Below are 25,503 nucleotides of genomic sequence, written 5' to 3'. Positions count from 1 at the left end.
TAAAATTTTTATTTGCTAAAAATATATTAATAGTGTATAATATTTGGGAAATGCCACTTTAGCTCAGTAGGTAGAGCGCATCCATGGTAAGGATGAGGTCCTCGGTTCGATCCCGGGAAGTGGCTCCATTTTTTTGCCTAAATTGCTATATTTCAATATCTTTCTATAATAGTATTATATGATTTTTCACGGTTTTTCAAGCCTATTGGTCACCACACATTGGTAACGCATTACAGATCTATTGGTAACACACTGGTAACAGGTTGGTAATGCAAATTATAAGTACAATAAACATACTGGGCTGTTGCAGAATGAATAAATCGTCAGCCCATTTGATATCATAGATACCAATTGAATTTTCTTTATAATAGATATTCATTAGTTTATCTATACCATATCTAGTAGCATATTGTCTAATAAACTCATACTTTTAAGTGTATAAATATCTTTTTTTGTCATATCTTCTTATATTACACATAACTATTGAAATCACAACAATCATTCATATTTCGAGTTATAAGCAATTTAATATATAAATCCATATTTAGGGGCCTAATATCTATATAAAAATGCAAAAAATAGCCAACCTATAAAAGCATGCTCCAATCCTTGCCATAGCATATAGATCTGTCGATCCCTACTTGTGGAAAGACTTTTCCACTTCCCAACTAGCCATATCACTAAAATTTAAATACATGGGAAAATTAGTTTGGCGTACCCCCATATATAAATTCATTACTAACAACATAGTAAAGCGGTCTATTTTTACTTATATTTAAATACCCTAGTTTTACTAATTTATTTAAAGATGATTTAATATGTGTTACAGGGTATCTTTAAAATACTTGATGCTCAAAAAAACAATTATAATAGAAATTATTCTTCAAGAATACAATTTCACCCTTTTACTTATTTTTATTATGTAAAAAAAGGTTTTGGCAAACTTTCTGTTGAAAATGAAACAATTAATGTACATCAAAATGACATTATTGTAATAAATTCAAATATTGGACATACTATATATGTTGATGGATCTTGCGGTGTATGTGAAATAATTGGTTTTGGTGTGGAATCTTTATCTATTTCAAAGATTAATAAAAAAAGTGGAAAGATTGATACAATTAATTTTTTTAATGCAAATGTAGAGGAAGACGATATAGACGCTCGTAAAACACGATAGAAAAGTTAATAGACAAATAGACTATATAAAAAATTATATTGATAGCAATTATGCAGAAGATATCAAATTAGAGCAATTATCAGCAATGGCATATATGAATAAGTTTCATTTAATTTCTGAATTTAAGCAATCATATAGAGTTACCCCTATTGAATATCTAATTTTAAAAAGAATAGAGATTTCTAAAAATTTGCTTATTTCTACTAACCATTCTATGGAGGAGATTTCTTCAATAGTAGGTTTTAATTCTCAATCATATTTTAATCAAGTTTTTAAAAAGAAAGTTGGACAAACTCCTTCTCAATTTAGGAAAAAACATAGATTATAATTTAATTTTAAAAAATCGTGTCATATTAAATGAGTATATTATTTAATGACACGATTTTTAATTTAACTATAATTTATTCCATTTTTTAAGATAACTTTTGTAAAAATCCATATTCTGAACAGTTTCTAAGATCCCTTTGTAATTGCCATTCTTATCCCAAACACCATAGTAAGTTACAGTATAATCACTGCCACCTATATCTCTAATCACCACAACTTTATCTCTAGTGCCCGATTTTAAATCAGAAATAATTTTTCTCACCTTACGTTCAGCTTGAGGTGGATGACAAGAATATACATCTCTACCTAAAGACGACTTAGGTCTTTTAAAAACTTTATCTCCATTATGATTATTATAATAAGAGTTTATATCTTCTTCATCTACAAAAGTTATTTCAATGTTCATGGTATCGAGCAATGCTTCAAGTTGATCTACTCTTAATCTACCTTTTGAAAAATATATATACCCCTCTGTATTCTCGTCTTTTTGTTTTGATGCTTTATTATAAGTTTTAATCTGATTATTATTTATATCATGATCATATTCACTTAAATCGTTATATATATTTGAATAATCTTCATCAGATAGATTTTCCTCTAATAATGGGAACAATATATTTTCTTCTTTATAGGTCATTTCCTCTGCCCTAGCAAGAGTATTTTCTAATAAATCTAAATCTTTATTTTTTATAGCTTTGCTAAAACTTTTTAAGATTTCATAATCCACACCCCACATTACTTCTGAAGGGCCTGGCTTATTGTATTTTGATTTAAGTAGAGGATAAATTAAATCACCTTTTTTTCTATAGTGACTATTTAATAATTTTTTTAATATTTTACTTTCTGCAAATTTTTCTTCCACAGGTAATGCATTATATGTTTCCAAAGCTTTATTTATATTATTATTTTCGTTGCTAAAATATTTTAAAACATCATTTTCATAAGTTTTTTTGATATTTTCATTTTTAGTCATTCCGTGAAAAAGTGATGAGTGAACATCACAAAGTTTTCTTACTTCATCTTTATCCATACCTTCACTTAATAGAGCTTGCTCAGCATCCATAATCTCAGATGATGATACCCCATCGAAATTTTCTTTAAAATCTTTTCTTACATTTTCTATGTTTTCACCATCCGATAACCTTCTTATATAAGATTTAATTAACTTTTGTCTTTCAATTACATCATTATCCAAGGATGAATCAATAACTTCATATCCAAGACTCTCAAGTTTTAATTCTATTTCTGAAATTCCTAGTAGCTTAGCCCCACGCTTTATTGACATCTTACTTGCCATATTTTCTATCATCAACGGATTATCTAAACCGATAAATCCAATACTTATTAAATCATTTTTTAACGTTTCATTAGAATGTATTAATTTTGCAATATTTTCATTTATATCAATTTTCATAGCTTATCCTCCATCATTAGTTTAACATATAAAGAATATCATTATCAGTAACATTTGTTACAAAATATTCAAAAAAATAAAACTGTAGTAAATTTTTTACTACAGTTCATATTAATAATCTACTCCTGTGGAGTACTCACTATTTGCATTCCATATTAAATATTCATTTTGTCCTTGATCGTAGATAGCGTCTATTTGAGCTTGAACTGCATCGGCATCATATTCCATCCAGTTTCCTTCACCAATCCATGATGCAGTAAAGTCCTGAATCCATGGTCGAGATAGCGGAGGATGATCTAATGCTCCTAATACTTCTTGTTCTTCATCTAAATATCTTTTTACAAATTCGTAAGGCTGTAAATCTGGTTTGTCAAGATCAAATGAACCGCTCCCCCAGTGGGATGGATAGATCATGGCTGATATTACATCTGTTTGATTAGCCATTTTATCAAAATCTTGCCCTATACCTTCTGCATGTCTAACTTGTAATGCGTAACCAAATACATCTATTGATATTGGTACATCGTATTTTTGTAGTTCTTCACGAGCTCTTTGCACAAAACCTGTAATAGCTGCTACTCTTTTTTCTCCCTCATCCATTTCTGTATTATTTTCAAATTCACCTTTAGAATAATCTAAAGTATCGCCAAAAGTTTCAAAGCCTTCTGCAAATCTAACATAGTCAAATTGAATCTCATCAAAACCAGCTTGAGCTGCAAGTTTTGCTATTTTTAAATCGTAATCTTGAACTTCTTTTAAAAATGGATTCATAAAAGCTTCATCCTGAGCATTTTTCCACAAACTTCCATCATCCAATGAAAATCTTCTATCATAGCTTCTGGGTCAACTATATCTATCCATACAATTTGTGCATAAAATCCATATAAAATATAAGAAAAGAGCCAACTACACTGATCAGCACTAAGAAGTTATCTTTACTATAGATTAAACCATATTTAATTTTGTAAGCTTCTTTTAATAAAAGTGATGTGAGATACCTAGCTAATTAATATAATTTTCTATAATTAAGGTTTTTTACGCTCTTATCGCTAAATTTCTTAACATAATCCGTCAAATCTAAGAAAACATAGTTCTTAAAACTATCTTCATATGATATATACTCTTTATCATCTTCATCTAATTTTATTTCAATTTCATCTAAACTAGATGCTTTAGGCATTAGATAAGCTTTAGTATAATATTCAAATAAATAAGTTCCTAACGCATCCTGCGCCATTTTTAAAGATTCATTTAAATTATCCCCATAAGAAATGCATCCCTTTAGATCTGGGAAGAGCACTGTATAAGAATCACTATCTTTTTCTTTTAAAAATACAGCTGGATAATTAACAAACATATCTGACTCCTAAAATTTATTTTAGTAAGGAGTGGCTATTTTAACCTCTCCGTGTTTCAAGATCATATGTTCAGTCCTCTTTGATAAATCTTTACCAGTCTGAAAATTCTCTAACTTCTTTTTAGAATTATCCCCTTGATTATGCATAATAAATATTTGCGCTATAATTAAATTATTCCTCAAATAATTGGAGTTATACCCATGAGATAGAGCTTGTTGGCAATAATATAATCACCAATCATAACTTTACTTGTTACCATTATTTATAATTTATGGAAAGAAAAGCATATGATAAAAAGCAGGACTGAACCATATGCTTTTATATACCCATGAAAGAAATATTGTTTACACTAATATCATAAAGCTAATGAGTCTTGTAGCTTTTTTATGGAATAAAAACTCGATTATTGGAAAAATTACATCATAATTGTAAAAATTATCATTTCGTATTACTGTTTAGATCTTATATAATCATATAGTAAATATTTTGTTAGATTGACTTATACAATATTATACCTAAATTTATAAGATATTATTAATATATTAGCTTTTGGGTAAACATTAATTTAGTAAATGCTTTATGGAGGAGTTTATGAAATGGGAAAATAGAAGAAGAAGTAGCAATGTAAGAAGAGGATCTAGCTACAACAAAGGAACAAATTACGGATCTAGAGGTGGAATTCCAATAAGAGTTGGAGGTGGACTAGGCAGCATAATTCTTATAATCATCTTATTATTTTTTGGTAGATTATTAGGAGGAATATCTGGTGAAGACTCAAGTTATGAAGATAATAATCCTAATCAATATAATAATCAAGAATATACTCAATCCACTAATGAAAGCCCAGATAGAGAAAGGTTAGAAGATTTTCTATCAGTAATATTAGCTGATACAGAGGATGTCTGGCATGAAAAATTTAAGGAAATAGGATCAGAATATGAAGAACCTGTCATGGTACCTTTCTCAGGGAATACTAGATCAGCATGTGGTGTAGCAAGTAAAGATATGGGGCCTTTTTATTGTCCACTAGATGAAAGTATTTATATTGATGTAGATTTTTATAATCAACTACAGAACCAATTTGGAGCAAGCGGTGATTTTGCTTTCGCTTATGTTCTAGCTCATGAAGTAGGACATCACGTCCAAAATCAATTAGGAATATTAGATCAAACTAACAAATTAAGAAAAACTTTGCCAAGCAAAGAATACAACAAGTACTCAGTAGCTCAAGAACTTCAAGCTGATTATTTCGGAGGATTATTTGCATATTATGTTGAAGAAAAAGGTTATTTAGATCCAGGTGATATTAAAGAAGCAATGGATGCTGCTGCAGCTATCGGTGATGATAGGATTCAAGAAATGTCTGGTAGAGAAGTCAATGCAGATACATTTACCCACGGATCATCTGCTCAAAGAAAAGAAGCCTTTGACTTAGGATATAAATATCACGATATTGATCATTCAATGGTATTCTTTGATAAAATTAAGTAATTTTATGAAAAAGACCTCGCTATTTATGTGAACTCGTAAACACGAAATAACTTAATAAACTTTAAGCGGAATATAATCTGCATCTTACAAGTAATATTCCGTTTAACTTTACTTTAACCTTATCTTTGTTATATTTGGCATGAAAAACCTCCATCCGTATTCTGAATTTTTAGGATTCATATATTTTAAGAAGTCTTTTTTTTACAATTATGGCATATACCCCTATATACTATTTCAACTGTATGTATGTCGTAATCTTTCAATTCCTCTGGTATATCTTGTTCTTTTACATTAAAATCAATAATGGATTCACACTCTTCACAAATAAAATGACCATGGCTTTGTTTACTAAATTCATATCTTTTACTTACCATATTAAAATCTAATTCTCTAATTATTCTTTTATCAGTCAAAAGATTTAATGTATTATAAACGGTTGCCTGTGATATAACAGGATCTACCTTTTTTAAATCAGTATAAATTTTTTCTGCTGAAGGATGATTATGGTTAAGAACTAAATAGTCTAATATCAATAATCTCTGGTGTGATAACCTAATATTATTATCTTCTAATATCTTTTTTAATTCTTTTGTTCTATTTTCATTATCAAGATGATTTATTTCTTTAATTTTATTTTCCATAGCACCCCTCTTTTTATTAAATATACATCTAAAAATATTTTTATCAATAGTAAAAATAAACATAAAAAAAGCTCATGTAAACATGAGCTTTTAGAATATATTTAACTATGCAAGTTCTACTTCTGCACCAGCTTCTTCTAATTTAGCCTTTAAATCTTCAGCTTCTTCTTTTGATACACCTTCAGCAACATTTGCTGGAGCTCCGTCAACTAAAGCTTTAGCTTCTTTAAGTCCTAGACCAGCTGCATCTTTAACAACTTTGATTACATTGATTTTAGCTTGTCCAGCTGATTTAAGAACTACATCAAATTCAGATTTTTCAGCTTCTCCTGCTTCTCCACCAGCTGCTGCTGCTCCTGGAGCTGCTGCTACAACTGCAGCTTGAGCTGTTACGTCAAATTCTTCTTCTATTGCATGTACTAAGTCAGATAATTCTAATACTGTAAGACCTTTAATATCTTCTAATAATTGTGTTACTTTTTCGCTTGCCATTTTAATTCTCCTTAAAATTTTATTTTATAATTTTACTAATAAACTAGTTTCGTTTTATCTTATTACAATTCTAATTATTCTGCAACTGGTGTTTCTTCTGCTACTTCACCATTTTCTTCTCTTTTAGCACGTACTGCATCAAGAGCAAGAGCAATCTTAGCAACTGTATTATTAAGATCACCAGCAAGTGATTGGATTGGTGATTGTAATACATTTGCAAGCATTGAGTAAAGAGTTTCTTTGTTTGGTAATGATGCTATTGCCACCATTTGATCACCAGATTGAACCATACCTTCTACAAGACCAGCTTTGATTAAAAGTTTCTCTTTTTCTTCATCGCCTTCTTTTGTATAGTCTACTGCTACTTTTGGTCCTGTAACTGAGTCTTCGTTAGAAAAGATTAAAGCATTTGAACCTTTAAGTTCATCTATTAAATCACTATAACCTAATTCTTCAAAAGCAAATCTCATCATTGTATTTTTATAAACTTTATATTCTGAGTTACCTTCTCTAAATTTTGTACGTAATTCTGTGATTTCTTGCACATCCATTCTATCAAAACCAACAAGAGTTACAGATTTTGAATTTTCAATTTTTTCTTTAATTTCGTCAACAACTACTTGTTTAGCTGCTATAGCTTTTTCGCTCACTTTTTCACCTCCTAAAGGCTTAATGGTAGGTATAAAAAATCCCCACAAGTGTGTAAGCATAATTAATTATGCTTACATCGGTGGGGATGTAAGTTTGGTTATCCCACCTATACGCAATTATTAAACATTACTGTCTGCGTAGTCTTTGGTAGCCTGTTTATTTGACTATGATATTATATCACAAAAATTAATTTTTGCAAATTATTTTTCAACTAAATCCATTGCTCTTTGTGGAGATAGTTTTACACCAGGACCCATTGTTGATGAAATTGTAACAGATCTAAGATATCTACCTTTTGCTGCTGCTGGTTTTGCTTTAACAATAGCTGTAAGAAGAGCACGAATATTTTCTGCAAGTTTTTCTTCACCAAATGAAATTTTTCCTGTTGGAACTTGGATAAGATTTTCTTTATTTGTTCTATACTCTACTTTACCAGCTTTGATTTCTTTAATAGCTTGTGTTACATCCATTGTAACTGTACCAGTTTTTGGATTTGGCATTAATCCTTGAGGTCCAAGTATTCTAGCTACTCTACCTACTGTTGCCATCATATCAGGTGTTGCAATAACAACATCGAAGTCTAACCAATTTTCCTTTTGGATCTTTTCTGCTAGCTCTTGTCCACCTGCGTAATCTGCTCCTGCAGATATAGCCTCATCAATTCTATCTTCTTTTACGAAAGCAAGAATTTTTTGTGTTTTACCTGTTCCATGTGGAAGAATGATTGTTCCTCTTACTTGTTGATCAGCATGACGGCTATCAACACCAAGCTTTAAGCTAAGTTCAACAGTTTCATCAAAATTAGCCTTTGCTGATTTTTCTACAATTTCTAATGCTTCTTCTAGTGCGTATTCTTTAGTAGAATCATAAGCTTTCTTTGATTCTAAATATTTTTTTCCTCTTTTTGCCATTTAATTCCTCCTTGTGGTTAAACGAGTCTCCTCTCCCACTAATCTTCTACAGTAACTCCCATGCTTCTACATGTTCCAGCTATCATACTTACAGCTGCATCTAGGCTTGCTGCATTAAGATCTTGCATTTTTGTTTTTGCAATTTCTTCAAGTTGGCTTCTTTTAATAGTTCCAACTTTATTCTTATTTGGTTCTCCTGAACCCTTATTAAGTTTGATAGCTTTTTTGATTAATACTGGTGCTGGTGGTGTTTTAGTAATAAATGTAAAGCTTCTATCCGTAAATACTGTAAGCTCTACCGGTATAATCATTCCAGCTTGGTCTGCTGTTTGTGAATTAAATGCTTGTACAAAGTCCATAATATTAATTCCGTGTGGACCTAATGCTGTACCTACTGGTGGTGCTGGAGATGCTGCTCCTGCTGGTACTTGTAATTTAACTACTGCTTGTACTTCTTTATCTGCCATAATTTACCTCCTTGTGGTCATATCGGGGGATTACCCTCCCACTTTTTCTAGCAGTTTAAAAACTAAATTGTCTCTATATCTGTAAATTCAAGGTCTATAGAAGTATCTCTACCAAAAATATCTACAAATGCTTTGATGCTTTGTTTTTCTTTGTCTACTTCTGTAACCTTTCCCACAAAATCCTTGAAAGGACCTGCAATAATATTTACGTCATCTCCTACAGCTACATCTATATCAAGAATTGGCTTCTTTTCCTTAACACCAAATTTTCTAACTTCATCTGGTGTAAGTGGAACAGGTTTTCTATCTGGTCCTACAAATCCTGTAACTCCTTGGGTATTTCTAATAATGTACCAAGATTTGTTTGTAACATTCATCTTGACCATTACATAGCCTGGGAATAACTTTCTAGTTTTTACTTTTTTCTGATCATTTTTAACTTCTACATATTCTTCTGTTGGTACTGTAACATCTATGATATCAGGGTTTTGCTCATTATCGATCATTGATCTGATTTTATCGCATACTCTGTTTTCATAACCTGTGTAGGTATGTCCCACATACCATTTTACTTTATCACTAGAATCTGTAGTTTCTTCTAGAGTGTCTTCTACAACATCTGCTTTTTCTTCTAAAGGTTCGTTTTTATCAAAAGAATCTGTCATTTGACACCTACAATTTTATTAAGAAATTTACTAGGTTTGCAAATATAAATCTATCCAATATCCAGATTAAAACTGCAGTTATAGCACTTATTACTATTACTAATAATGCATATTCTAAAGTAGTACTTTTATCTGGCCATTGAATTTTTTTACGCTCCTTTTTGACAGAAGTGATAAATCCTTCTTCTTTTTTAGCCATTATTTGCTCCTATTTTGTTTCTCTATGAACTGTATGTTTTTTACAGAATGGACAATACTTTTTTAGCTCAATTCTTTCTTGATGAGTTCTTTTATTTTTTGTAGTATCATAGTTTCTGTTTTTGCATTCAGTACATTCTAATTTTACTTTATCTGCCATTAAAACACCTCCTATTAATATACGGATAATTCCTACAAGTGATAATAATACCACCTTAAAAGTCACTTGTCAACTTATTTTCCCTCTAATTTTTTATAAAATAATATACGTTTTTTTACAAGAAATTCTCTTATATCATCTAAGTCATGGTTAGAAAAACATTGATCTTGATAGTTTAGCAAGATATCTTCAATGTCAGATAAAATATATACACCTTCATCAAACATCTTACCAAGATAAATATCCTCCCTATCATAATAAACTTCTGGAGGATAATCATCAAGTTTACTAGTATCAAAAACTATAAAGCTATCATTAGAATATACCTTATCATTAACTACGAGTACTCTTTCTTTCGGATTAATTTCTCTTCCAGTTTTATAATCTCTCATTTAAGACAAAGACCTTCTTCATCTATAGAAGCTACTATTTGCTCACAAGATGCTTTTGCAATATCATCTGTCTTAGCTTCAACCATTACTCTTATAAGTGGTTCTGTTCCACTTGCTCTTACCAAAACTCTACCAGAATCTCCTAATTGATTTTCTATATCTTTGATAGTAGCATTTACCTTTTCATTACTTAATGTAAGTTCCTTATCTTTAACTTTAACATTTATTAATTCTTGTGGATAGATTATTAGATCACGAGATAAAGATTTTAGATCTGTTTTTTGGTCTATCATGGCTTCCATAATTCTTAAAGATGTAAGAATACCATCTCCTGTATTTGCATATTTTCCAAATATAATATGCCCAGATTGTTCACCACCTAATTCATAACCATTCTCATCCATTGATTGATGAACATATTTATCTCCCACTGCAGTTTTAACATAAGCAATATCTAGATTATCTAAAGCTTTATACAAACCTATATTACTCATAACCGTTGTTACAACAGTATTAGATGGGAACTTATTCTCGTCTTTCATATGTTTTGCACAAATATAAAGTATAGCATCACCATCTATGATATTTCCATCAGAATCAACAGCTATACATCTATCAGCATCCCCATCAAAAGCAAAACCTACATCAAGACCATTTTCTACTACAAATTTTTGTAATACCTCTATATGTGTTGAGCCTGCCTCAACATTTATATTGTAACCGTCTGGTCTATCATTAATAACATAAGTATCTGCCCCTAAGGCATCATAAACTGGTTTTGCAATTGTAAAGCTTGCTCCATTTGCGCAATCAAGTCCTACTTTGATTCCTTCAAATGATTTATCTACTGTTTGAATTAAAAAAGCTATATATCTATTACGTCCTCCTATAAAGTCGACAGTCCTACCTATCTTATCCCCTACAGCAAGATCTATATCATTAATATCACTATCAATATATGATTCAAGTTTTTCCAAGAAGTCATCTTCCATTTTTTCACCTTCAGAGTTGATAATTTTAATTCCATTATCATAGTATGGATTATGACTTGCTGTTATCATAACACCACAATCAAAATCTTCGCTTCTAGTAATATATGATACAGATGGAGTTGTTGTAACATGAAGTAAGTGAGCATTAGATCCAGATGATGTGATGCCAGCTGCTAGAGCATCTTCAAACATATATGATGATCTTCTAGTATCCTTACCAATAACAATTTTTCCATTATAACCATTATCTTTTGAAAAGTAATTACCTAAAAATCTTCCGATTTTAAGAGCATGATATACATTAAGTCCCTTATTTGCTTCTCCCCTAAAACCATCAGTTCCAAAATATTTCATATTACCTCCTAATATTTTAAATATGTATGACTAATTTGACTTATGGTAATATTATACACTTATAAATCTTTACAAAAAATGTAGTTATTTAAAAAAACCTTATTCGGGTAAAAAATAAAATAGAGGTGATATTATGAATTTAAATGAACTAAAAAGTGATAAGTTTTATATAAACGGTAAATACATTAATAGCGATAGTGGTGAATATATAGATGTAGAAAATCCTGCTACAGAAGAAGTGATAGGTAAGATTCCTAGTGCTAATGAAGAAGATATTAATAAAGCTATAGACGCAGCTTATGATGCATTCCCTGCTTGGTCAAATACAAATCTTGATGAAAGAATAGAATATGTAAAAAAATTAAACGAATGGATAAAAGAACATTCTGATGATTTTGATGAAGTAATATTAGAAGAGCTTGGTATACCTAGTCATATAGGCCATGGCTCCCAAGTTGGTAGTCAAATAAATAGAATAGACACCTATATTGAACAAGTTAAAAATATAGACCTAGAAATTCCTATGGAAGGTGGATTCGTACTAAGAGAACCTCTTGGAGTTGTAGCTTCTATTACTCCGTGGAACTATCCATTAGGACAAATCGTTCAAAAAGTTATACCTGCCCTACTATCTGGATGCACAGTTGTCCAAAAACCAGCAACTATTACCCCACTTACAGCTTACCTATTTACCAAGGCTATAGATGAAGCTGGATTTCCAAAAGGAGTATTTAATATAATAACAGGTAAGGGATCAGATGTTGGAGATATACTAAATAGACATCCAAAGGTGGCTATGGTTTCCTACACTGGATCTCTAACAGGTGGAGCCCAAGCTGGCGCTGCCGCAATGGAAACTGCAAAAAGTGTAGTATTAGAATTAGGCGGTAAATCCCCTGCTATATTTATGAAGGGCGCTAATATAGAGACTGGTGTAAAACAAGTATTAGATACAGTTTATAGAAATGTTGGACAAACTTGTTCATGTTTATCCAGAGCTATAGTAACTGAAGATATTTACGATGAAGTTGTTGAAGAGTTTATAGAACAATATAAAAATTATCCAATGGGTGATCCAAAAGATGAGTCAACTGTAGTAGGACCTCTTTCAAGTAAAAAACAATTTGAAAAAGTATGCTCATATATTAAAAAAGGTATTGATGAAGGAGCAGAGCTAATTTGTGGTGAAGTTCCTAAAAAAGAAAAGAAGGGTTATTATGTAAAACCTGTGATTTTTACAAATGTTAAAGCTGGTATGACTATACACGATGAAGAAATATTTGGACCAGTTCTATCAATTATAAAAGTAAAAGATAAATCAGAAGCTATAAATGTAGCAAATGCAGTAGATTATGGTCTATCATCAGCAGTATTTGGTGAAGAAAAAGAGGCTTTAGAAATTGCAAAGGAAATAGATGCTGGTGAATGCTATGTAAACACTAGTGGTCATGGCTCTAATTTACCATTTGGTGGTTATAAACAATCCGGACTAGGACGTGAAGGCGGTATATTTGGTTTGCTAGAATATTACCAAACAAAAGCTATATATAAAGATTAATTCAAATAAGAATGGCTCCCAATTGGGAGCCATTTTTTTATACTAACCTAGCATTATTTTTTCAAGTTCAAGTGGTTCAATGTATTGATCACCTTTGTATGCTCTCATATTTCCACCTGAAATTTCATCTATTAGAGCTACCTTGCCATCTGCTAATCTACCAAATTCAAATTTGATATCGTATAAGTCAAGATCTTTTTTAGCTAACTCTTCTCTAACTATTTCTCCAATATTTAATGCTAAATCTTTTAGTTCTTCATATTCTTCTTCTGTCATAATATTTAGAAGAACTAGGGCATCTTTAGTTATAAGTGGATCTTCTCTATCATCATCTTTTAATGTAATTTCTACATATGGATCAATTTTTGTACCATTTTCTATATACTTTCCATATCTTCTAATAAAAGATCCTACTGCATAGTATCTAACTATAACTTCTACGCCTTCGCCGAATACTTCTGCTTTTTTTACAACTGCTTCGTTTTTATCTAAATCAGCTGATACAAAGTGAGTTGTAAGTCCCTTATCATTTAGCTTTTCATAAAAGAATTTAGTCATAGCTACTGCTTGATGACCAGCCCCTTCCATAGTAAGGCCAACACTATTTGCGCCTGGATCAAATACACCATCATTTCCAGTTACATCATCTTTAAACTTCAATAAATATTCTTCATCATTTAATTTATAAACGTCTTTAGTTTTTCCTGTATATACTTTTTCCATTATTATCTCCTTAATATTTAATGCTAATTTCCTTGTTACCTTTAATAACTTTTCCTATTGTTTTTGCTTCTTTTCCTAAGACTTCTAAAACTTCTTTTTCATCTGTAGGATCTACAAACACTACCATACCTATTCCCATGTTAAAAGTATGATACATTTCATCAATATCTATATTTCCCCATTGTTGAATTTTAGTAAATATCGGATCAATTTTAAAATTACTTAGGTCAAATTCTACTGACAAATCATCTTTTAAAACTCTAGGCACATTTTCATAAAGTCCACCGCCTGTTATATTGGCAATAGCTTTTATATCAAATTTTTCTGTAAGATTCTTAATTTCTTTGGCATATATTTTTGTAGGTGTTAATAGCTTTTCTCCTATAGTTTTTTTATCATCAAAACTATCACTTAATGATATATTAGCTTGATCTATACTAGCTCTTACTAAAGAAAAACCATTACTATGGAGACCAGAAGAATATAAACCAATTGCTATATCACCTTCTTTCAATTTTTCTCCTGTAATTATTTTATCTTTATCAGCTAAACCTACCGCAAATCCTGCAAGATCATAGTCATCTTCACTATATATACCAGGCATTTCAGCAGTCTCTCCACCTATTAGTGCAGCCTCTGATTGTAAACAACCTTCAGAAACGCCCCTAACTAAATCTGCCATTTTTTCTGGATTAAGTTTACCTGTTGCTATATAGTCTAAGAAAAATAAAGGTCTTGCACCTTGACAAATAATATCATTTACACACATAGCAACACAATCTATTCCTACTGTATCGTGCTTATTCATTTGCATAGCAAGTTTTATTTTTGTGCCAACCCCATCAGTACCACTAATTAATACTGGCTTTTCTATCCCAGATAAATCTGGTGCAAAAGCACCTGCAAATCCACCTATATTTGCAAGCACTTCTTTACCATGTGTTTTTTTCACTATTTGCTTTATAAGCTCTACTTCCTTGTATCCCTTATCTTTATCTACGCCAGCATCCTTATATGTGAGTTTTGCCATTATATTTCCTCAAGATTTTTATCATCTTCAATAACTTTATCTAACATTTCTTTTTTGTAATCATTTAATTTTTGTGATAAGTTTTCATCTGATAAAGCTAAAATTTGAATTGCTAATAAAGCAGCATTGTCGCCACCATTTAAAGCAACAGTCGCTACTGGTACACCCTTTGGCATTTGAACCATTGATAACAAAGCATCTAGACCTGATGTATTACTTCCACCAACTGGTAAACCTATAACAGGTTTTATTGTCATACCTGCCATAACTCCAGCTAAGTGAGCTGCCATACCTGCTATTCCTATATAAACTTTTGTATCATCTTTTCCCATTGTATCTTCCAAAACATTTAAGGCACGGTGTGCAGATATTACTGACACCTCATAGTCAATATCAAATTTTTTTAATATTTTAGTAACTTTCTTTGCAACTTCTATATCTGAAGCTGAACCCATTATAACTCTAACATCTGTCATTTTATCCTCCTATCTTTTTGTGTAGTTTGGTGATTCTCTAGTAATTGTAATATCATGTGGGTGATTTTCTATTAATGAAGCTGGTGAGATTCTAATAAATTTAGCTTTTTCATAAAGTTCATTTAAATCTTTACTTCCTACATAACCCATACCAGATTTTAGTCCACCAAGTAGTTGGTAAACTACTTCTCCAACTGGCCCTTTGTAATCTACTCTGCCTTCTACACCTTCTGGGACATATTTTTTAGTATTTGTTTGGAAATATCTATCTCCTGATCCATCTTTCATTGCAGATAGTGAACCCATTCCACGATATTCCTTATATTGTCTACCTTCAAATAGAATTGTTTCTCCAGGAGATTCTTCAGTCCCAGCAAATAAAGATCCAGCCATTATAACAGATGCCCCACAAGCGAGAGCTTTTGTAATATCTCCAGAATACTTAATACCACCATCAGCTATTACAGGTATATCATATTTTCTAGCTTCATTGACACAATCTATTATAGCTGTTATTTGTGGTACTCCTATACCAGTTACTACACGAGTTGTACAAATTGAACCTGGACCTATACCAACTTTTACTGCATCAGCTCCAGCTTTTATTAAATCTCTTGTTGCTTCGGCTGTAGCAATATTTCCAGCTATAACTTGTAAATCAGGATATTTTTCTTTAATTTCTTTAATAGATTTTAATACATTTTTAGAATGACCATGAGCAGTGTCTACAGTGATTACATCTACATTAGCTTTTACTAAAGCATCTACTCTTTCAAACATATCATTAGTAATACCTACGGCTGCTCCAACTAAAAGTCTATTATTTTCATCTCTAGCTGAATTTGGATATTGCTTGGACTTCTCTATATCTTTTATTGTTATAAGTCCTTTTAATTTATAGTCATCATCTACTATAGGAAGCTTTTCTATTTTAGCAGATTCCATAAGTTTTATAGCTTCATCCATCTTGATTCCTTCATAACCTACTACAAGATTTTCACTGGTCATGATACCATCAATTTCAACATTTAGATCGTCTTGGAATCTTACATCTCTATTAGTTAGAATACCTTTTAGATACATATCCTTATCGACTATAGGCACACCAGATATTCTATAGTTTTTCATTATATCTAGAGCATCTTGCAATAGATTATCTGGATGAAGATAAAAAGGATCTGTAATAACTCCATGTTCAGATCTTTTAACTACATCAACTTGTCTAGCTTGCTCTTCTATAGACATATTTTTATGGATAATACCTATACCACCTTGTCTCGCCATGGCTATAGCCATTTGTGATTCTGTAACTGTATCCATACCTGCTGACATCATTGGTATATTTAATTTAATTTTTTTTGTTAAGTAGGTTGTTGTTTCTACTTCATTTGGTAATACTTCAGATGGTCCTGGTACTAGTAAAACATCATCAAATGTTAATCCTTCTCCTAAAAATTTCATATATTTTCCTTTCTAAAATAATTAACTGCGTTTTCAAATATATTTTCTCTTTTTACATCATAAACATTTTTAAATAAGTCATCATCTATTCTTTCAGCATGTCCCATTCTTCCTAAAATTTTGCCATCTTTTGAAAGAATACCTTCTATATTATAGTTTGATCCATTTGGTGATGACTCATATACTGAAAATACTTGGTCATTTTCTAAAAGTTCTTTTAATTTTTCTTCACTAACAATAAATCTTCCTTCACCATGAGAAATAGGTATTCTATAAGTTTGATCTAAGTCAACTCCAGCTGTCCATGGACTATTATTTGTTAAAGTTTTTGTATTTACAAAAGTAGCTATATGACGTGAGCTAGTATTGTTCGTAAGTGTAGGATCTTCATCTTCTGGTATAAGAACTTTCCCATATGGTAATAGTCCTGTTTTTACTAGAGCTTGGAATCCATTACATATACCTAATATTAATCCGTCATTTTCATCTAATAAATAATCAATTGCTTTAGAAATTTTCTCATTACGAAGGATATTTGCTAAGAATTTAGCTGATCCATCTGGTTCATCTCCTAAAGAAAATCCTCCAGGTATAACAAATATTTGAGATTTTCTAAGTTCGTCTTCTAAAAGATCTATAGACTCATTAATATCTTCTTCATTTTGATTTTTAAATACCAATATATTTGTTTCAGCTCCAGCTTTTTTAAAAGCTTCTTGAGTGTCCCATTCACAATTAGTTCCAGGTGCTGCTAATATTAATGCTCTTGGTTTATCTACTATTTTCTTTGATTTCAATTTTCTAGTAATTTTATTGTTTTTTAATTCTTGATATTTAATTTCTTCATATCCTGGGAAAATTTCATCTAAGCTATGGATGTATGACTCATATAGTCTATCTTCTTCTAATTTTTCCACATTAACTATAATGTCTTCGCTAAAATTACCTATACTTTCAATGTAATCACGATCATTTTTATATTCAACGACAAATGAACCATACATCGGATTATATAAGTTATCATATTCTAAAGTAAATCCAGTATTTCCAATAGCTTGTTCGTATATATTTGCTAATAGTCCTTTTCTATCAAGAGCAATAGCTGAAATTATATTACCTTCTCTAATATCTCCTATAAGATTTTTATAATTTTCTTCTAGCTTATCTAGATCTATAGTTCCATCTTTCTTATAATCAGCTTTTATAATACCAAGCTTACCTTCACCTTTTAAGTCATTAGTAATTATGTTTTCAACATCTTCAGTAGTTACTGCAAAAGATATTAATGTAGGTGGAACTTTAATATCTTCAAAAGTACCGCTCATACTATCCTTACCGCCTATAGGTGGCATACTAAAATGATTTGTCACTTCAAAGGCTCCTATTAAAGATTTTAATGGCTTTGACCAAGCTTTACTATTATCCATCTTTTCATAGAATTCTTGGAAAGATAATCTTATTTGATCTAAGTCTGAACCTATAGCAACTAGTTTAGATATAGATTCTATTACTGCGTAATATCCACCTAAGTATTGACTGCCACTAGATAAAGTTGGATCAAAACCATAGCTCATTAGTGAAGCTGTTTTTGAAACCCCTTCTTCTACTGGTATTCTTGCTGACATTACTTGTGCTGGGTTTAGTAGTTTATGCCCTCCTAATGGATTTAAAACAGTATTTCTACCAACAGATGAATCAAACATTTCTATTAGATTTCTTTTTGATGCTATATCAAGGCTAGATACTTTTTCATAGAATTTATTTGGATCATCATCTTTTACTGTAAGAAGTTCTGGCACAGTTTCACTTACCACATCCACGTCTTCATATCTATCTGCACCATTAGTATTTATAAAGTCATAGGAAAGCTTAGCAATGACTTCATTCTCATAGTACATGCTCATTGTATTGTCACTAGTTACCTCAGCCACTTCTGTAGCTTCTAAGTTTTCTTCTTTGGCATACTTCATAAATAAATCTTTATCATCTTTATCTATTACAACTGCCATTCTTTCTTGAGACTCTGAAATTGCAATTTCAAATGGTTTAAGCCCTTGATATTTTAATGGGACTTTATCTAAATGAATAACAATACCATCAGCAAGCTCTCCTATTGCAACTGCAACTCCTCCAGCACCGAAGTCGTTACATTTTTTTATAAGCTTAGCAGCTTCTGGATTTCTAAATAATCTTTGGATCTTACGTTCTTCTGGTGCATTACCTTTTTGAACTTGAGCTGATTCTGTTTGTATAGAAGTTACTTTGTGGGATTTTGATGATCCTGTTGCTCCTCCTATACCATCTCTACCCGTCTTTCCTCCAAGAAGTATTACGATATCACCTTCTTTAGGATCGAGTCTTTTTACATTTTCTGCAGGTGCAGCAGCTATAACCGCTCCACACTCCATTCTCTTAGCCTTATATCCTTCATGATAAAACTCATCTATAAGACCTGTAGCAAGCCCTATTTGATTACCATAAGAAGAATATCCATGAGCAGCCTCATTGGTAATTTTGGATTGAGCAAGTTTTCCTTTTAAAGTATCTTTATAATCTTCTTTTATATTAGCTGCCCCTGATAATCTCATAGCTTGATATACATAGGCTCTTCCAGAAAGTGGATCTCTGATTGCTCCACCTAAGCAAGTTGATGCACCTCCGAAAGGTTCTATCTCTGTAGGGTGATTATGAGTTTCATTTTTAAACATAAGTAAATAGTCTTCTAGAGATTCTTTTCCATCTTTAAGAACCCTAACTTTTGTATAAATGGAGCAGGCATTAATCTCACTAGATACTTCCAGATCATCAAAGTTATCATTTTTTCTCATATACTTAGAAAGAATTGTACCAAAACTCATCAAATTTATTGGCTTTTTAATATCTAAAACTCTTCTCATCTGTAAGTATTTTTCAAATGAATCCCTTATAGCCTCATCTAAAAGAGTTGCTGTATCAAATTCTATATCTAAGAATGTATTAAATGTTGTATGCCTACAGTGGTCTGACCAATAAGTATCCAAAATTTTTATCTCAGTTTCATTAGGATCGCGATTTTCTTTCTTGAAGTAATCCCTTACCAATTTGATATCATCTAGGCTCATTGCCATAGAATTTTCTTCTAAAAATTCTCTTAATTGTTCATCTTTATATTCTCTAAAGTTATAAAAAGTAATATTTTCTAAATTTTTATTATTTTTGACTTTTAAGGTAGTCGGAATTCCTATTAGGTTAACTTGTTGGGAATCTACTGGATTTATTAAAAAATCTTCTATCTTTTCTATATCACAATCTTTAACACCCGATAATTCATAAACGGTAGAGGCTTTAACCGCTAATTCATTATCTTCTATTATTAGAAGAGATGTATCAATAACTCCTTTTTCTCTAGGATTAAATTGCCCTGGCAAGTATTGACTTACAATAGTTTTCTTAAAAGATTCTTGTAAATTAATAGCATCATCAAAAGCATATACTTCATCTACTGGAGCTTCTGATAAAACTGTATATAAAATCTTTTTAAGATTATCATCACTAGTTTCAATATCATATCTGTTATATATTTTGATATCTTCTATGTCTATATCTAATGTGTTTTTTATCTTAGTTTTAAGATTATGTGACGCAAAATCAAATTGATCTTTGCGTTTTACATAAACCCTTTTTACTGATGGACCTATATCCGTTCTATAGTATTTATTATCAAAATTTATTCTATCAACATCTTGATAAACTTGGCTAATAGCTTCATCAAAATTATAAGACGTAGAAACTATATTTAACACTCTACCGGCAGAAGTTAATAATTTTCCATTCTCTTCTTTAGTACCTGCATGATAAATAATTGAATTAATCCCACTATCAATGCTTATTTCTTTATTAGTTTCATAACTTTTTGGATATCCCTCAGATGCTAATACCAAGCAAACTGCCTTTTTATCGTTTATTTTAAGATCAATATCTTTAAGATTTTTTTCTGAAGTTGACATTAATAATTCTAATAGGTCATTGTCTATAAGTTCTAAAACAACTTGTGTCTCTGGGTCTCCAAATCTTACATTAAATTCTAAAACATAGATACCTGTTTCATTTATCATAAATCCTATAAACAAAACACCTCTATAATCTATATTTTCTTGGTTAAATCCTTTTAGTATTTTTGGCAATATATCTTCACTAATTTTTTCTTTATAGGCTTCCGCTTCTATATTTGGAGCATAGGTTCCCATACCCCCTGTGTTTGGACCTAACTCTTTATCATATATTTTTTTATGGTCTTTACTAGTTGGTAGTGGAATTATAGTTTTTGAGTCTGTTAGACAAAGAAGGCTCATTTCAAAGCCGTCAATATATTCTTCTATAACTATATCTTTATCTTTGGCAAAAATATCATCTATAAATTTAACAAGTTCCTCATTATTTTCAATAATATATACGCCCTTACCTGCTGCTAGACCATCCCTTTTTAAAACAACTTTATTATTTTTTTCTAAAAGATCTTTTGCAAAATTAATTGCCTCACTTTTATCATCTGTCTTTAGATAAGAAGCTGTATTTATATCATATTTATTTAAAAATTCTTTTGTGAAACCCTTACTTGATTCAAATCTTGATGCGCTTTTATTTACACCAAATATCTTAAGATTATTTTTTTCAAATTCATCTACTATGCCTTCACACAAAGGCAACTCTGGTCCTACTATTGTAAAGTCTATACTATTATTTTTTGCAAAATCTACTAATTCTTCTATTTCATCTACTTGAATATCAACATTTTCCCCTGTTGAAGAAGTACCTCCATTTCCTGGAGCAAAATAAATTTTTCTATTTTTACTTGCAATTTTCTTACCCAGAGCGTGCTCACGACCTCCTGAACCAATAATTAATATATTCACTAATACTCTCCTTAATGTTTAAAATGACGAGACTTGCTAAATACCATGCTCATATTATATTCATTACATTTATCAATAGAATCTTTATCCCTTATAGATCCGCCTGGCTCTATTATTGAACTTATTCCCATCTCATGAGCAAGTTCTACAGTATCTGAAAATGGGAAAAAGGCATCTGATCCTAATACAGCTCCAGTAAAATCTCTATCCTTAAAGTGGTCTCTTATAGACTCAAGCGCCCATACTCTTGATTGTTGTCCTGCACCACAACCTAGTGTTTTCATATCTTTTGCAACTACAACAGCATTGGATTTTACATATTTTACAACTTTCTGAGCAAATAATAAGTCTTTAATTTCTGCCTCATTTGGCTTTTTATTTGTTACAATTTCAACTTCATCTTTACCAAAATCTTTACCTTGGATTAGCACTTTCCCATTTAGGTATCTAATTTCTTCTTTAACTGTCTCATTGTCAAAGTTAACTCTTACGAGTCTTACATTTTTCTTTTGTGTTAATATCTCTAAAGCTTCATCAGTAAAGTCACTAGCCGCAATTATCTCTAAGAAAATTTCATGCATTTTGCTAGCTGTTTTTCCATCAACAATACCGTTTACTGCAACAATACCACCAAATATTGATTGGCTATCACATTCAAAAGCCTTAGTGTATGAATCGTATATATCAGATCCAACAGCTACACCACATGGAGATTGGTGTTTTAGAGCTACAACTGCTTTTTCTCCTAATTCTTGAGCTAATTCTAAAGCTGGATTTAGATCGTTATAGTTGTTATAACTCATTTCCTTACCATGGATTACTTCTATATTTTCCATAAGGCCTTTTACAAATGGATCATTGTAAAGTGCTGCTTCTTGTCCTGGATTTTCTCCGTATCTTAGATCACTTTCTTTTTCAAAACCATAAGTTTTATACTTGCCCTCTTCGCCTATTAATTTTGAAAAATATCTAGCGATAATAGAATCATAAAAAGCTGTAAGATTATAAGCTTTCATAGCTAATTTTTGTCTATATAAAAGATCTATTTCATCATTTTTAAGTCTTTCCAAAAGCTCATCATAATCAGCTGGATCTGTTACTATTAGGACATCTTTATGATTCTTAGCTGCAGATCTTACCATAGAAGGACCGCCAATATCTATATTTTCTATAATATTATCTGGATTACCTTTTTCTAAAGCTTTTTGGAATTCATAAAGATTTACAACGACTATATCAATTGGTTTTATATTATGTTCTTTTACTGTATTTACATGATTTTCATCATCTCTCTTATAAAGAATACCACCGTGAACGTATGGAGAAAGTGTCTTTACTCTACCTTCTAAAATTTCAGGAAAATTTGTTATTTGATCTATTTCAATAGCTTCTATTCCTGCGTCATTAATCTTTTTATATGTACCACCAGTAGATACAATTTCTACTCCTAAATCTTTAAGTCCTTTAGCTAATTCCTCTATACCTGTCTTATCTGTAACTGATATTAATGCGCGCACTCTTCTTCCTCCAACTTTCTTATTACTTCCCTTAGCGTTTTATGTTCTGCTTTTAAAACTTCTTTACTGATTTCTTCAGCACTCGTGCATTTACTTATATCTACTTTTTTTTGTAGTATTATATCTCCATCATCGAGATTTTCATTTACATAATGAACTGTGACTCCACTTATCTTTTCCTTATTATCAAATACTGCATTATGAACATTCATCCCATAAAATCCCTTGCCTCCATATTTAGGCAATAGTGACGGATGGATATTTATAACTGTAAATTCATCTAATATCTTTTTACTAACTTTTACTAAATATCCTGCAAGCACTATTAGATCAATATCATATTTTTTTAATGTATCAATTATTTCATCATCATCTTTACTTATCAGACACCTTATATTATTAGATCTTGCGTATTCTAATCCTTTAGCATTTTTATTTGATACAACTATATTAATTTGACTTGTAAAATATTTAGTATTTTGAGCATCTATTAGAGCTTTTAGATTGGTTCCTGTGCCAGATATAAATACCGCTAAATTCATAAATCTTCCTCATCTATAGGATAATTACCAGTAAAACAAGCTTGACAATAACTACTTGGCTTATCAACTAATTGCATCATATTTTTAAGACTGATAAATTCTAAGCTATCTGCTCCAATTTGCTTTCTTATTTCTTCTATACTTAATTTTGAAGCTATAAGCTTATCTTTATCTGGTGTATCTATACCATAATGACAAGGATACTTGAAAGCAGGTGAGCTAACTCTAAAATGTACTTCCTTGGCTCCAGCCTTTCTCATTCTTTTAATTAGCTTAGCACTAGTAGTACCTCTAACTATTGAATCATCTACTAAAACTATCCTCTTGCCATCTATAACGGATTTTTGTGGATTTAATTTTAGCTTTACAGCTAGATCTCTTTCTTTTTGACTAGGCTTTATAAAAGTTCGACCCATATATCTATTTTTAACTAAACCTGCTGCAAAAGGTATACCAGCTTCTTGTGCAAAACCTATAGCAGAAGGTGTACCCGAATCAGGGACAGGACAAATTAGATCTGCATCTATAGGTGATTGCCTATATAAAACTTCACCACAAGCTCTTCTAAACATATAAGAATTGACATTTCCTATGTTAGCATCTGGTCTAGCAGTATAAATTGATTCAAATATACAATGTTTTTGTTCTATATTCTTTTTTGATGGATAAGACTTAATACCATTATTATCTATAACTACTATTTCTCCTGCTTCGATATCCCTATAATTATCAATATCTAATATCTCTATAGCAGGATTTTCGCTAGCCACAATTGCAGTATCGTCATTACTTCCTATCATTAAAGGCCTAAAACCATAATAATCTCTAAAGGCAACTATCTTATCTGGCATACAAAGAATGCAGGAATATGCTCCTTTTATAACATCCATAGTTTTTCTAATAGCACTAACTATATCATTCTCATAATATCTAGTTATCAAAAGTAAAATCAATTCGCTATCTGTATGAGTATGAAAAGCAACTCCTTTTCTCTCATTCTTGTCTTTTAAAAGATTATAATTAACCAAATTACCGTCATGTGCTATAGAAAACTCATTATTTTTTGAGAAGCTAACTAATGGTTCTATATTATAATCCATGTTACATCCTTCACTAGAAGATCTAACATGTCCTATCCCGATTTTGGAATTATTATCCACAGTTTGATAATCACTCAATACATCATTTACTAATCCCATTCCCTTTATTCTATTTAAGCTATTCCCGTCTGAAAAAATTACTCCAGCGGAATCTTGACCCCTATGCTGGATAGTACTTAAAGAATAATAGAGTTTTTGTGAGACATCTTCATCAGATTTAATACCTACAACTCCGCTCATAACTTTTATTACCCTCCTTGCTTTATCAAATTAAACTAGTGACACTAAAAAAAGAGAACCCTAGACAGGGCTCTCTTTTATGTCATGGCAAACGTATTTATTTGGAAATTTTAATTTTTTGATAAAGGCAAGGATTGCGTGTAATGGACAGATGAATACATCTTTAATATTAAAAATAAGTTCCATATTACCCCTCCTTCAATCCCTAAAAATAATTTATAATATATTATTATAAAGATTTTTATAAATATTTCAAGCCTATGTTATAATA

Annotated in this window: 24 protein-coding genes, 1 tRNA gene and 1 pseudogene; 5 read left to right on the top strand and 21 right to left on the bottom strand. The window is 30.9% G+C overall.

All coding sequences use genetic code 11. The annotated features are described in order from the left end of the window. Nucleotides 1-52: 52 nt before the first annotated feature. The 3 genes from ABXG81_RS04420 (at nucleotide 53) to ABXG81_RS04410 (ending at nucleotide 1,508) form a co-directional block, all read left to right on the top strand. A tRNA-Thr gene (locus ABXG81_RS04420) sits at nucleotides 53-128 on the top strand. 692 nt (nucleotides 129-820) lie between these two features. Then, complete coding sequence (locus tag ABXG81_RS04415) at nucleotides 821-1,180, top strand: AraC family ligand binding domain-containing protein (protein ID WP_353529218.1); 360 nt, start codon at nucleotides 821-823, stop codon at nucleotides 1,178-1,180. 85 nt (nucleotides 1,181-1,265) lie between these two features. Further along, entirely contained in the window at nucleotides 1,266-1,508 is a 243-nt protein-coding gene (locus ABXG81_RS04410; RefSeq protein ID WP_353529217.1) for an AraC family transcriptional regulator, read from the top strand. A 66-nt stretch (nucleotides 1,509-1,574) separates the two neighbouring features. On the opposite strand, the gene ABXG81_RS04405 is transcribed toward ABXG81_RS04410, so the two are convergent. From ABXG81_RS04405 to ABXG81_RS04395, 3 genes and pseudogenes are all read right to left on the bottom strand, one after another. Next, nucleotides 1,575-2,921, bottom strand: a complete 1,347-nt coding sequence (locus tag ABXG81_RS04405; RefSeq protein WP_353529216.1) for a DUF438 domain-containing protein — start codon at nucleotides 2,919-2,921, stop codon at nucleotides 1,575-1,577. A gap of 111 nt (nucleotides 2,922-3,032) precedes the next feature. Further along, nucleotides 3,033-3,743: pseudogene (locus tag ABXG81_RS04400) on the bottom strand (putative glycoside hydrolase); the annotation flags it as partial. 184 nt (nucleotides 3,744-3,927) lie between these two features. Beyond that, the gene (locus ABXG81_RS04395) at nucleotides 3,928-4,278 is read right to left on the bottom strand and encodes a type II toxin-antitoxin system HicB family antitoxin (RefSeq protein WP_117521132.1); all 351 of its coding nucleotides are present in this window, start codon (nucleotides 4,276-4,278) and stop codon (nucleotides 3,928-3,930) included. Between the two features lie 592 nt (nucleotides 4,279-4,870). Between ABXG81_RS04395 and ABXG81_RS04390 the strand changes: the two genes are divergently transcribed. Then, on the top strand, nucleotides 4,871-5,770 hold the full coding sequence (locus ABXG81_RS04390) for a neutral zinc metallopeptidase (protein ID WP_209813733.1): 900 nt from the start codon (nucleotides 4,871-4,873) through the stop codon (nucleotides 5,768-5,770). Nucleotides 5,771-5,955: 185 nt separating this feature from the next. Here ABXG81_RS04390 and ABXG81_RS04385 read toward each other — a convergent pair whose 3' ends face one another. The 10 genes from ABXG81_RS04385 to glmM all read right to left on the bottom strand — a co-directional run bounded on the left by ABXG81_RS04385 (nucleotide 5,956) and on the right by glmM (nucleotide 11,693). Next, a complete protein-coding gene (locus ABXG81_RS04385) occupies nucleotides 5,956-6,411 on the bottom strand; it encodes a Fur family transcriptional regulator (protein ID WP_117521162.1) in 456 nt (151 codons plus the stop codon). A 105-nt stretch (nucleotides 6,412-6,516) separates the two neighbouring features. Further along, the gene (gene rplL, locus ABXG81_RS04380) at nucleotides 6,517-6,903 is read right to left on the bottom strand and encodes a 50S ribosomal protein L7/L12 (protein WP_117521128.1); all 387 of its coding nucleotides are present in this window, start codon (nucleotides 6,901-6,903) and stop codon (nucleotides 6,517-6,519) included. A 74-nt stretch (nucleotides 6,904-6,977) separates the two neighbouring features. After that, complete coding sequence (gene rplJ / locus ABXG81_RS04375; protein WP_117521126.1) at nucleotides 6,978-7,553, bottom strand: 50S ribosomal protein L10; 576 nt, start codon at nucleotides 7,551-7,553, stop codon at nucleotides 6,978-6,980. A 201-nt stretch (nucleotides 7,554-7,754) separates the two neighbouring features. Then, nucleotides 7,755-8,465 (bottom strand): 50S ribosomal protein L1, encoded by a 711-nt coding sequence (gene rplA, locus ABXG81_RS04370; RefSeq protein ID WP_117521124.1) that lies wholly within the window; start codon nucleotides 8,463-8,465, stop codon nucleotides 7,755-7,757. A gap of 38 nt (nucleotides 8,466-8,503) precedes the next feature. Then, nucleotides 8,504-8,932: a 50S ribosomal protein L11 gene (gene rplK, locus ABXG81_RS04365; protein ID WP_117521122.1), complete on the bottom strand. Its 429-nt coding sequence runs from the start codon at nucleotides 8,930-8,932 to the stop codon at nucleotides 8,504-8,506. A 62-nt stretch (nucleotides 8,933-8,994) separates the two neighbouring features. Next, the gene (nusG, locus tag ABXG81_RS04360) at nucleotides 8,995-9,597 is read right to left on the bottom strand and encodes a transcription termination/antitermination protein NusG (protein WP_353529215.1); all 603 of its coding nucleotides are present in this window, start codon (nucleotides 9,595-9,597) and stop codon (nucleotides 8,995-8,997) included. A gap of 7 nt (nucleotides 9,598-9,604) precedes the next feature. Beyond that, a complete protein-coding gene (gene secE, locus ABXG81_RS04355) occupies nucleotides 9,605-9,796 on the bottom strand; it encodes a preprotein translocase subunit SecE (protein WP_117521118.1) in 192 nt (63 codons plus the stop codon). Between the two features lie 9 nt (nucleotides 9,797-9,805). After that, on the bottom strand, nucleotides 9,806-9,955 hold the full coding sequence (gene rpmG / locus ABXG81_RS04350) for a 50S ribosomal protein L33 (protein WP_117521116.1): 150 nt from the start codon (nucleotides 9,953-9,955) through the stop codon (nucleotides 9,806-9,808). 74 nt (nucleotides 9,956-10,029) lie between these two features. Continuing rightward, nucleotides 10,030-10,347: an aspartate 1-decarboxylase (aspartate alpha-decarboxylase) gene (locus tag ABXG81_RS04345; RefSeq protein ID WP_353529214.1), complete on the bottom strand. Its 318-nt coding sequence runs from the start codon at nucleotides 10,345-10,347 to the stop codon at nucleotides 10,030-10,032. Then, nucleotides 10,344-11,693, bottom strand: coding sequence for a phosphoglucosamine mutase (glmM, locus tag ABXG81_RS04340; RefSeq protein ID WP_353529213.1), 1,350 nt, complete (start codon nucleotides 11,691-11,693; stop codon nucleotides 10,344-10,346). The genes ABXG81_RS04345 and glmM overlap by 4 nt, the downstream gene beginning before the upstream one ends. Before the next feature lie 133 nt (nucleotides 11,694-11,826). Between glmM and ABXG81_RS04335 the strand changes: the two genes are divergently transcribed. Next, a complete protein-coding gene (locus tag ABXG81_RS04335; RefSeq protein WP_316116585.1) occupies nucleotides 11,827-13,251 on the top strand; it encodes an aldehyde dehydrogenase family protein in 1,425 nt (474 codons plus the stop codon). A gap of 42 nt (nucleotides 13,252-13,293) precedes the next feature. Here the strand turns inward: ABXG81_RS04335 and ABXG81_RS04330 are convergent, their stop codons facing one another. Genes ABXG81_RS04330 through purF form a run of 8 tightly spaced genes read right to left on the bottom strand, consistent with a single transcriptional unit; the run spans nucleotide 13,294 to nucleotide 25,232 of the window. After that, nucleotides 13,294-13,974, bottom strand: a complete 681-nt coding sequence (locus ABXG81_RS04330; protein WP_117521109.1) for a phosphoribosylaminoimidazolesuccinocarboxamide synthase — start codon at nucleotides 13,972-13,974, stop codon at nucleotides 13,294-13,296. Between the two features lie 10 nt (nucleotides 13,975-13,984). Continuing rightward, a complete protein-coding gene (gene purM, locus ABXG81_RS04325; protein WP_117521107.1) occupies nucleotides 13,985-15,004 on the bottom strand; it encodes a phosphoribosylformylglycinamidine cyclo-ligase in 1,020 nt (339 codons plus the stop codon). Beyond that, nucleotides 15,004-15,480, bottom strand: a complete 477-nt coding sequence (gene purE / locus ABXG81_RS04320) for a 5-(carboxyamino)imidazole ribonucleotide mutase (RefSeq protein ID WP_353529212.1) — start codon at nucleotides 15,478-15,480, stop codon at nucleotides 15,004-15,006. The genes purM and purE overlap by 1 nt, the downstream gene beginning before the upstream one ends. A gap of 9 nt (nucleotides 15,481-15,489) precedes the next feature. Continuing rightward, the gene (gene guaB / locus ABXG81_RS04315) at nucleotides 15,490-16,941 is read right to left on the bottom strand and encodes an IMP dehydrogenase (protein WP_117521103.1); all 1,452 of its coding nucleotides are present in this window, start codon (nucleotides 16,939-16,941) and stop codon (nucleotides 15,490-15,492) included. Next, nucleotides 16,938-21,833 carry a phosphoribosylformylglycinamidine synthase gene (locus ABXG81_RS04310; protein WP_353529211.1) on the bottom strand — a complete coding sequence of 1,632 codons (4,896 nt, stop codon included), beginning with the start codon at nucleotides 21,831-21,833 and terminating at the stop codon, nucleotides 16,938-16,940. Before ABXG81_RS04310 ends, guaB begins: the two co-directional genes overlap by 4 nt. Nucleotides 21,834-21,844: 11 nt before the next feature. Continuing rightward, nucleotides 21,845-23,350, bottom strand: a complete 1,506-nt coding sequence (purH, locus tag ABXG81_RS04305; RefSeq protein WP_316122227.1) for a bifunctional phosphoribosylaminoimidazolecarboxamide formyltransferase/IMP cyclohydrolase — start codon at nucleotides 23,348-23,350, stop codon at nucleotides 21,845-21,847. Next, nucleotides 23,338-23,892 (bottom strand): phosphoribosylglycinamide formyltransferase, encoded by a 555-nt coding sequence (locus ABXG81_RS04300; RefSeq protein ID WP_209813721.1) that lies wholly within the window; start codon nucleotides 23,890-23,892, stop codon nucleotides 23,338-23,340. Before ABXG81_RS04300 ends, purH begins: the two co-directional genes overlap by 13 nt. Next, entirely contained in the window at nucleotides 23,889-25,232 is a 1,344-nt protein-coding gene (gene purF / locus ABXG81_RS04295; protein WP_353529210.1) for an amidophosphoribosyltransferase, read from the bottom strand. The genes ABXG81_RS04300 and purF overlap by 4 nt, the downstream gene beginning before the upstream one ends. Nucleotides 25,233-25,503 lie beyond the last annotated feature (271 nt).

It is taken from the genome of Anaerococcus nagyae (assembly GCF_040364225.1).
In the GTDB taxonomy this organism is placed as follows: domain Bacteria; phylum Bacillota; class Clostridia; order Tissierellales; family Peptoniphilaceae; genus Anaerococcus; species Anaerococcus nagyae.
The sequence above is the reverse complement of the archived record's forward strand: the minus strand, read 5'-3'. Positions and strand labels throughout refer to the sequence as shown.

Excerpts from the sequence above, each read along its gene's own strand:
- ABXG81_RS04410 (WP_353529217.1), top strand. The coding sequence starts at position 1,266 with ATGGCATATATGAATAAGTTTCATTTAATTTCTGAATTTAAGCAATCA.
- ABXG81_RS04405 (WP_353529216.1), bottom strand. The coding sequence starts at position 2,921 with ATGAAAATTGATATAAATGAAAATATTGCAAAATTAATACATTCTAAT.
- ABXG81_RS04395 (WP_117521132.1), bottom strand. The coding sequence starts at position 4,278 with ATGTTTGTTAATTATCCAGCTGTATTTTTAAAAGAAAAAGATAGTGAT.
- ABXG81_RS04390 (WP_209813733.1), top strand. The coding sequence starts at position 4,871 with ATGAAATGGGAAAATAGAAGAAGAAGTAGCAATGTAAGAAGAGGATCT.
- ABXG81_RS04385 (WP_117521162.1), bottom strand. The coding sequence starts at position 6,411 with ATGGAAAATAAAATTAAAGAAATAAATCATCTTGATAATGAAAATAGA.
- rplL (WP_117521128.1), bottom strand. The coding sequence starts at position 6,903 with ATGGCAAGCGAAAAAGTAACACAATTATTAGAAGATATTAAAGGTCTT.
- rplA (WP_117521124.1), bottom strand. The coding sequence starts at position 8,465 with ATGGCAAAAAGAGGAAAAAAATATTTAGAATCAAAGAAAGCTTATGAT.
- rplK (WP_117521122.1), bottom strand. The coding sequence starts at position 8,932 with ATGGCAGATAAAGAAGTACAAGCAGTAGTTAAATTACAAGTACCAGCA.
- nusG (WP_353529215.1), bottom strand. The coding sequence starts at position 9,597 with ATGACAGATTCTTTTGATAAAAACGAACCTTTAGAAGAAAAAGCAGAT.
- secE (WP_117521118.1), bottom strand. The coding sequence starts at position 9,796 with ATGGCTAAAAAAGAAGAAGGATTTATCACTTCTGTCAAAAAGGAGCGT.
- rpmG (WP_117521116.1), bottom strand. The coding sequence starts at position 9,955 with ATGGCAGATAAAGTAAAATTAGAATGTACTGAATGCAAAAACAGAAAC.
- ABXG81_RS04345 (WP_353529214.1), bottom strand. The coding sequence starts at position 10,347 with ATGAGAGATTATAAAACTGGAAGAGAAATTAATCCGAAAGAAAGAGTA.
- glmM (WP_353529213.1), bottom strand. The coding sequence starts at position 11,693 with ATGAAATATTTTGGAACTGATGGTTTTAGGGGAGAAGCAAATAAGGGA.
- ABXG81_RS04335 (WP_316116585.1), top strand. The coding sequence starts at position 11,827 with ATGAATTTAAATGAACTAAAAAGTGATAAGTTTTATATAAACGGTAAA.
- ABXG81_RS04330 (WP_117521109.1), bottom strand. The coding sequence starts at position 13,974 with ATGGAAAAAGTATATACAGGAAAAACTAAAGACGTTTATAAATTAAAT.
- purM (WP_117521107.1), bottom strand. The coding sequence starts at position 15,004 with ATGGCAAAACTCACATATAAGGATGCTGGCGTAGATAAAGATAAGGGA.
- purE (WP_353529212.1), bottom strand. The coding sequence starts at position 15,480 with ATGACAGATGTTAGAGTTATAATGGGTTCAGCTTCAGATATAGAAGTT.
- guaB (WP_117521103.1), bottom strand. The coding sequence starts at position 16,941 with ATGAAATTTTTAGGAGAAGGATTAACATTTGATGATGTTTTACTAGTA.
- ABXG81_RS04300 (WP_209813721.1), bottom strand. The coding sequence starts at position 23,892 with ATGAATTTAGCGGTATTTATATCTGGCACAGGAACCAATCTAAAAGCT.
- purF (WP_353529210.1), bottom strand. The coding sequence starts at position 25,232 with ATGAGCGGAGTTGTAGGTATTAAATCTGATGAAGATGTCTCACAAAAA.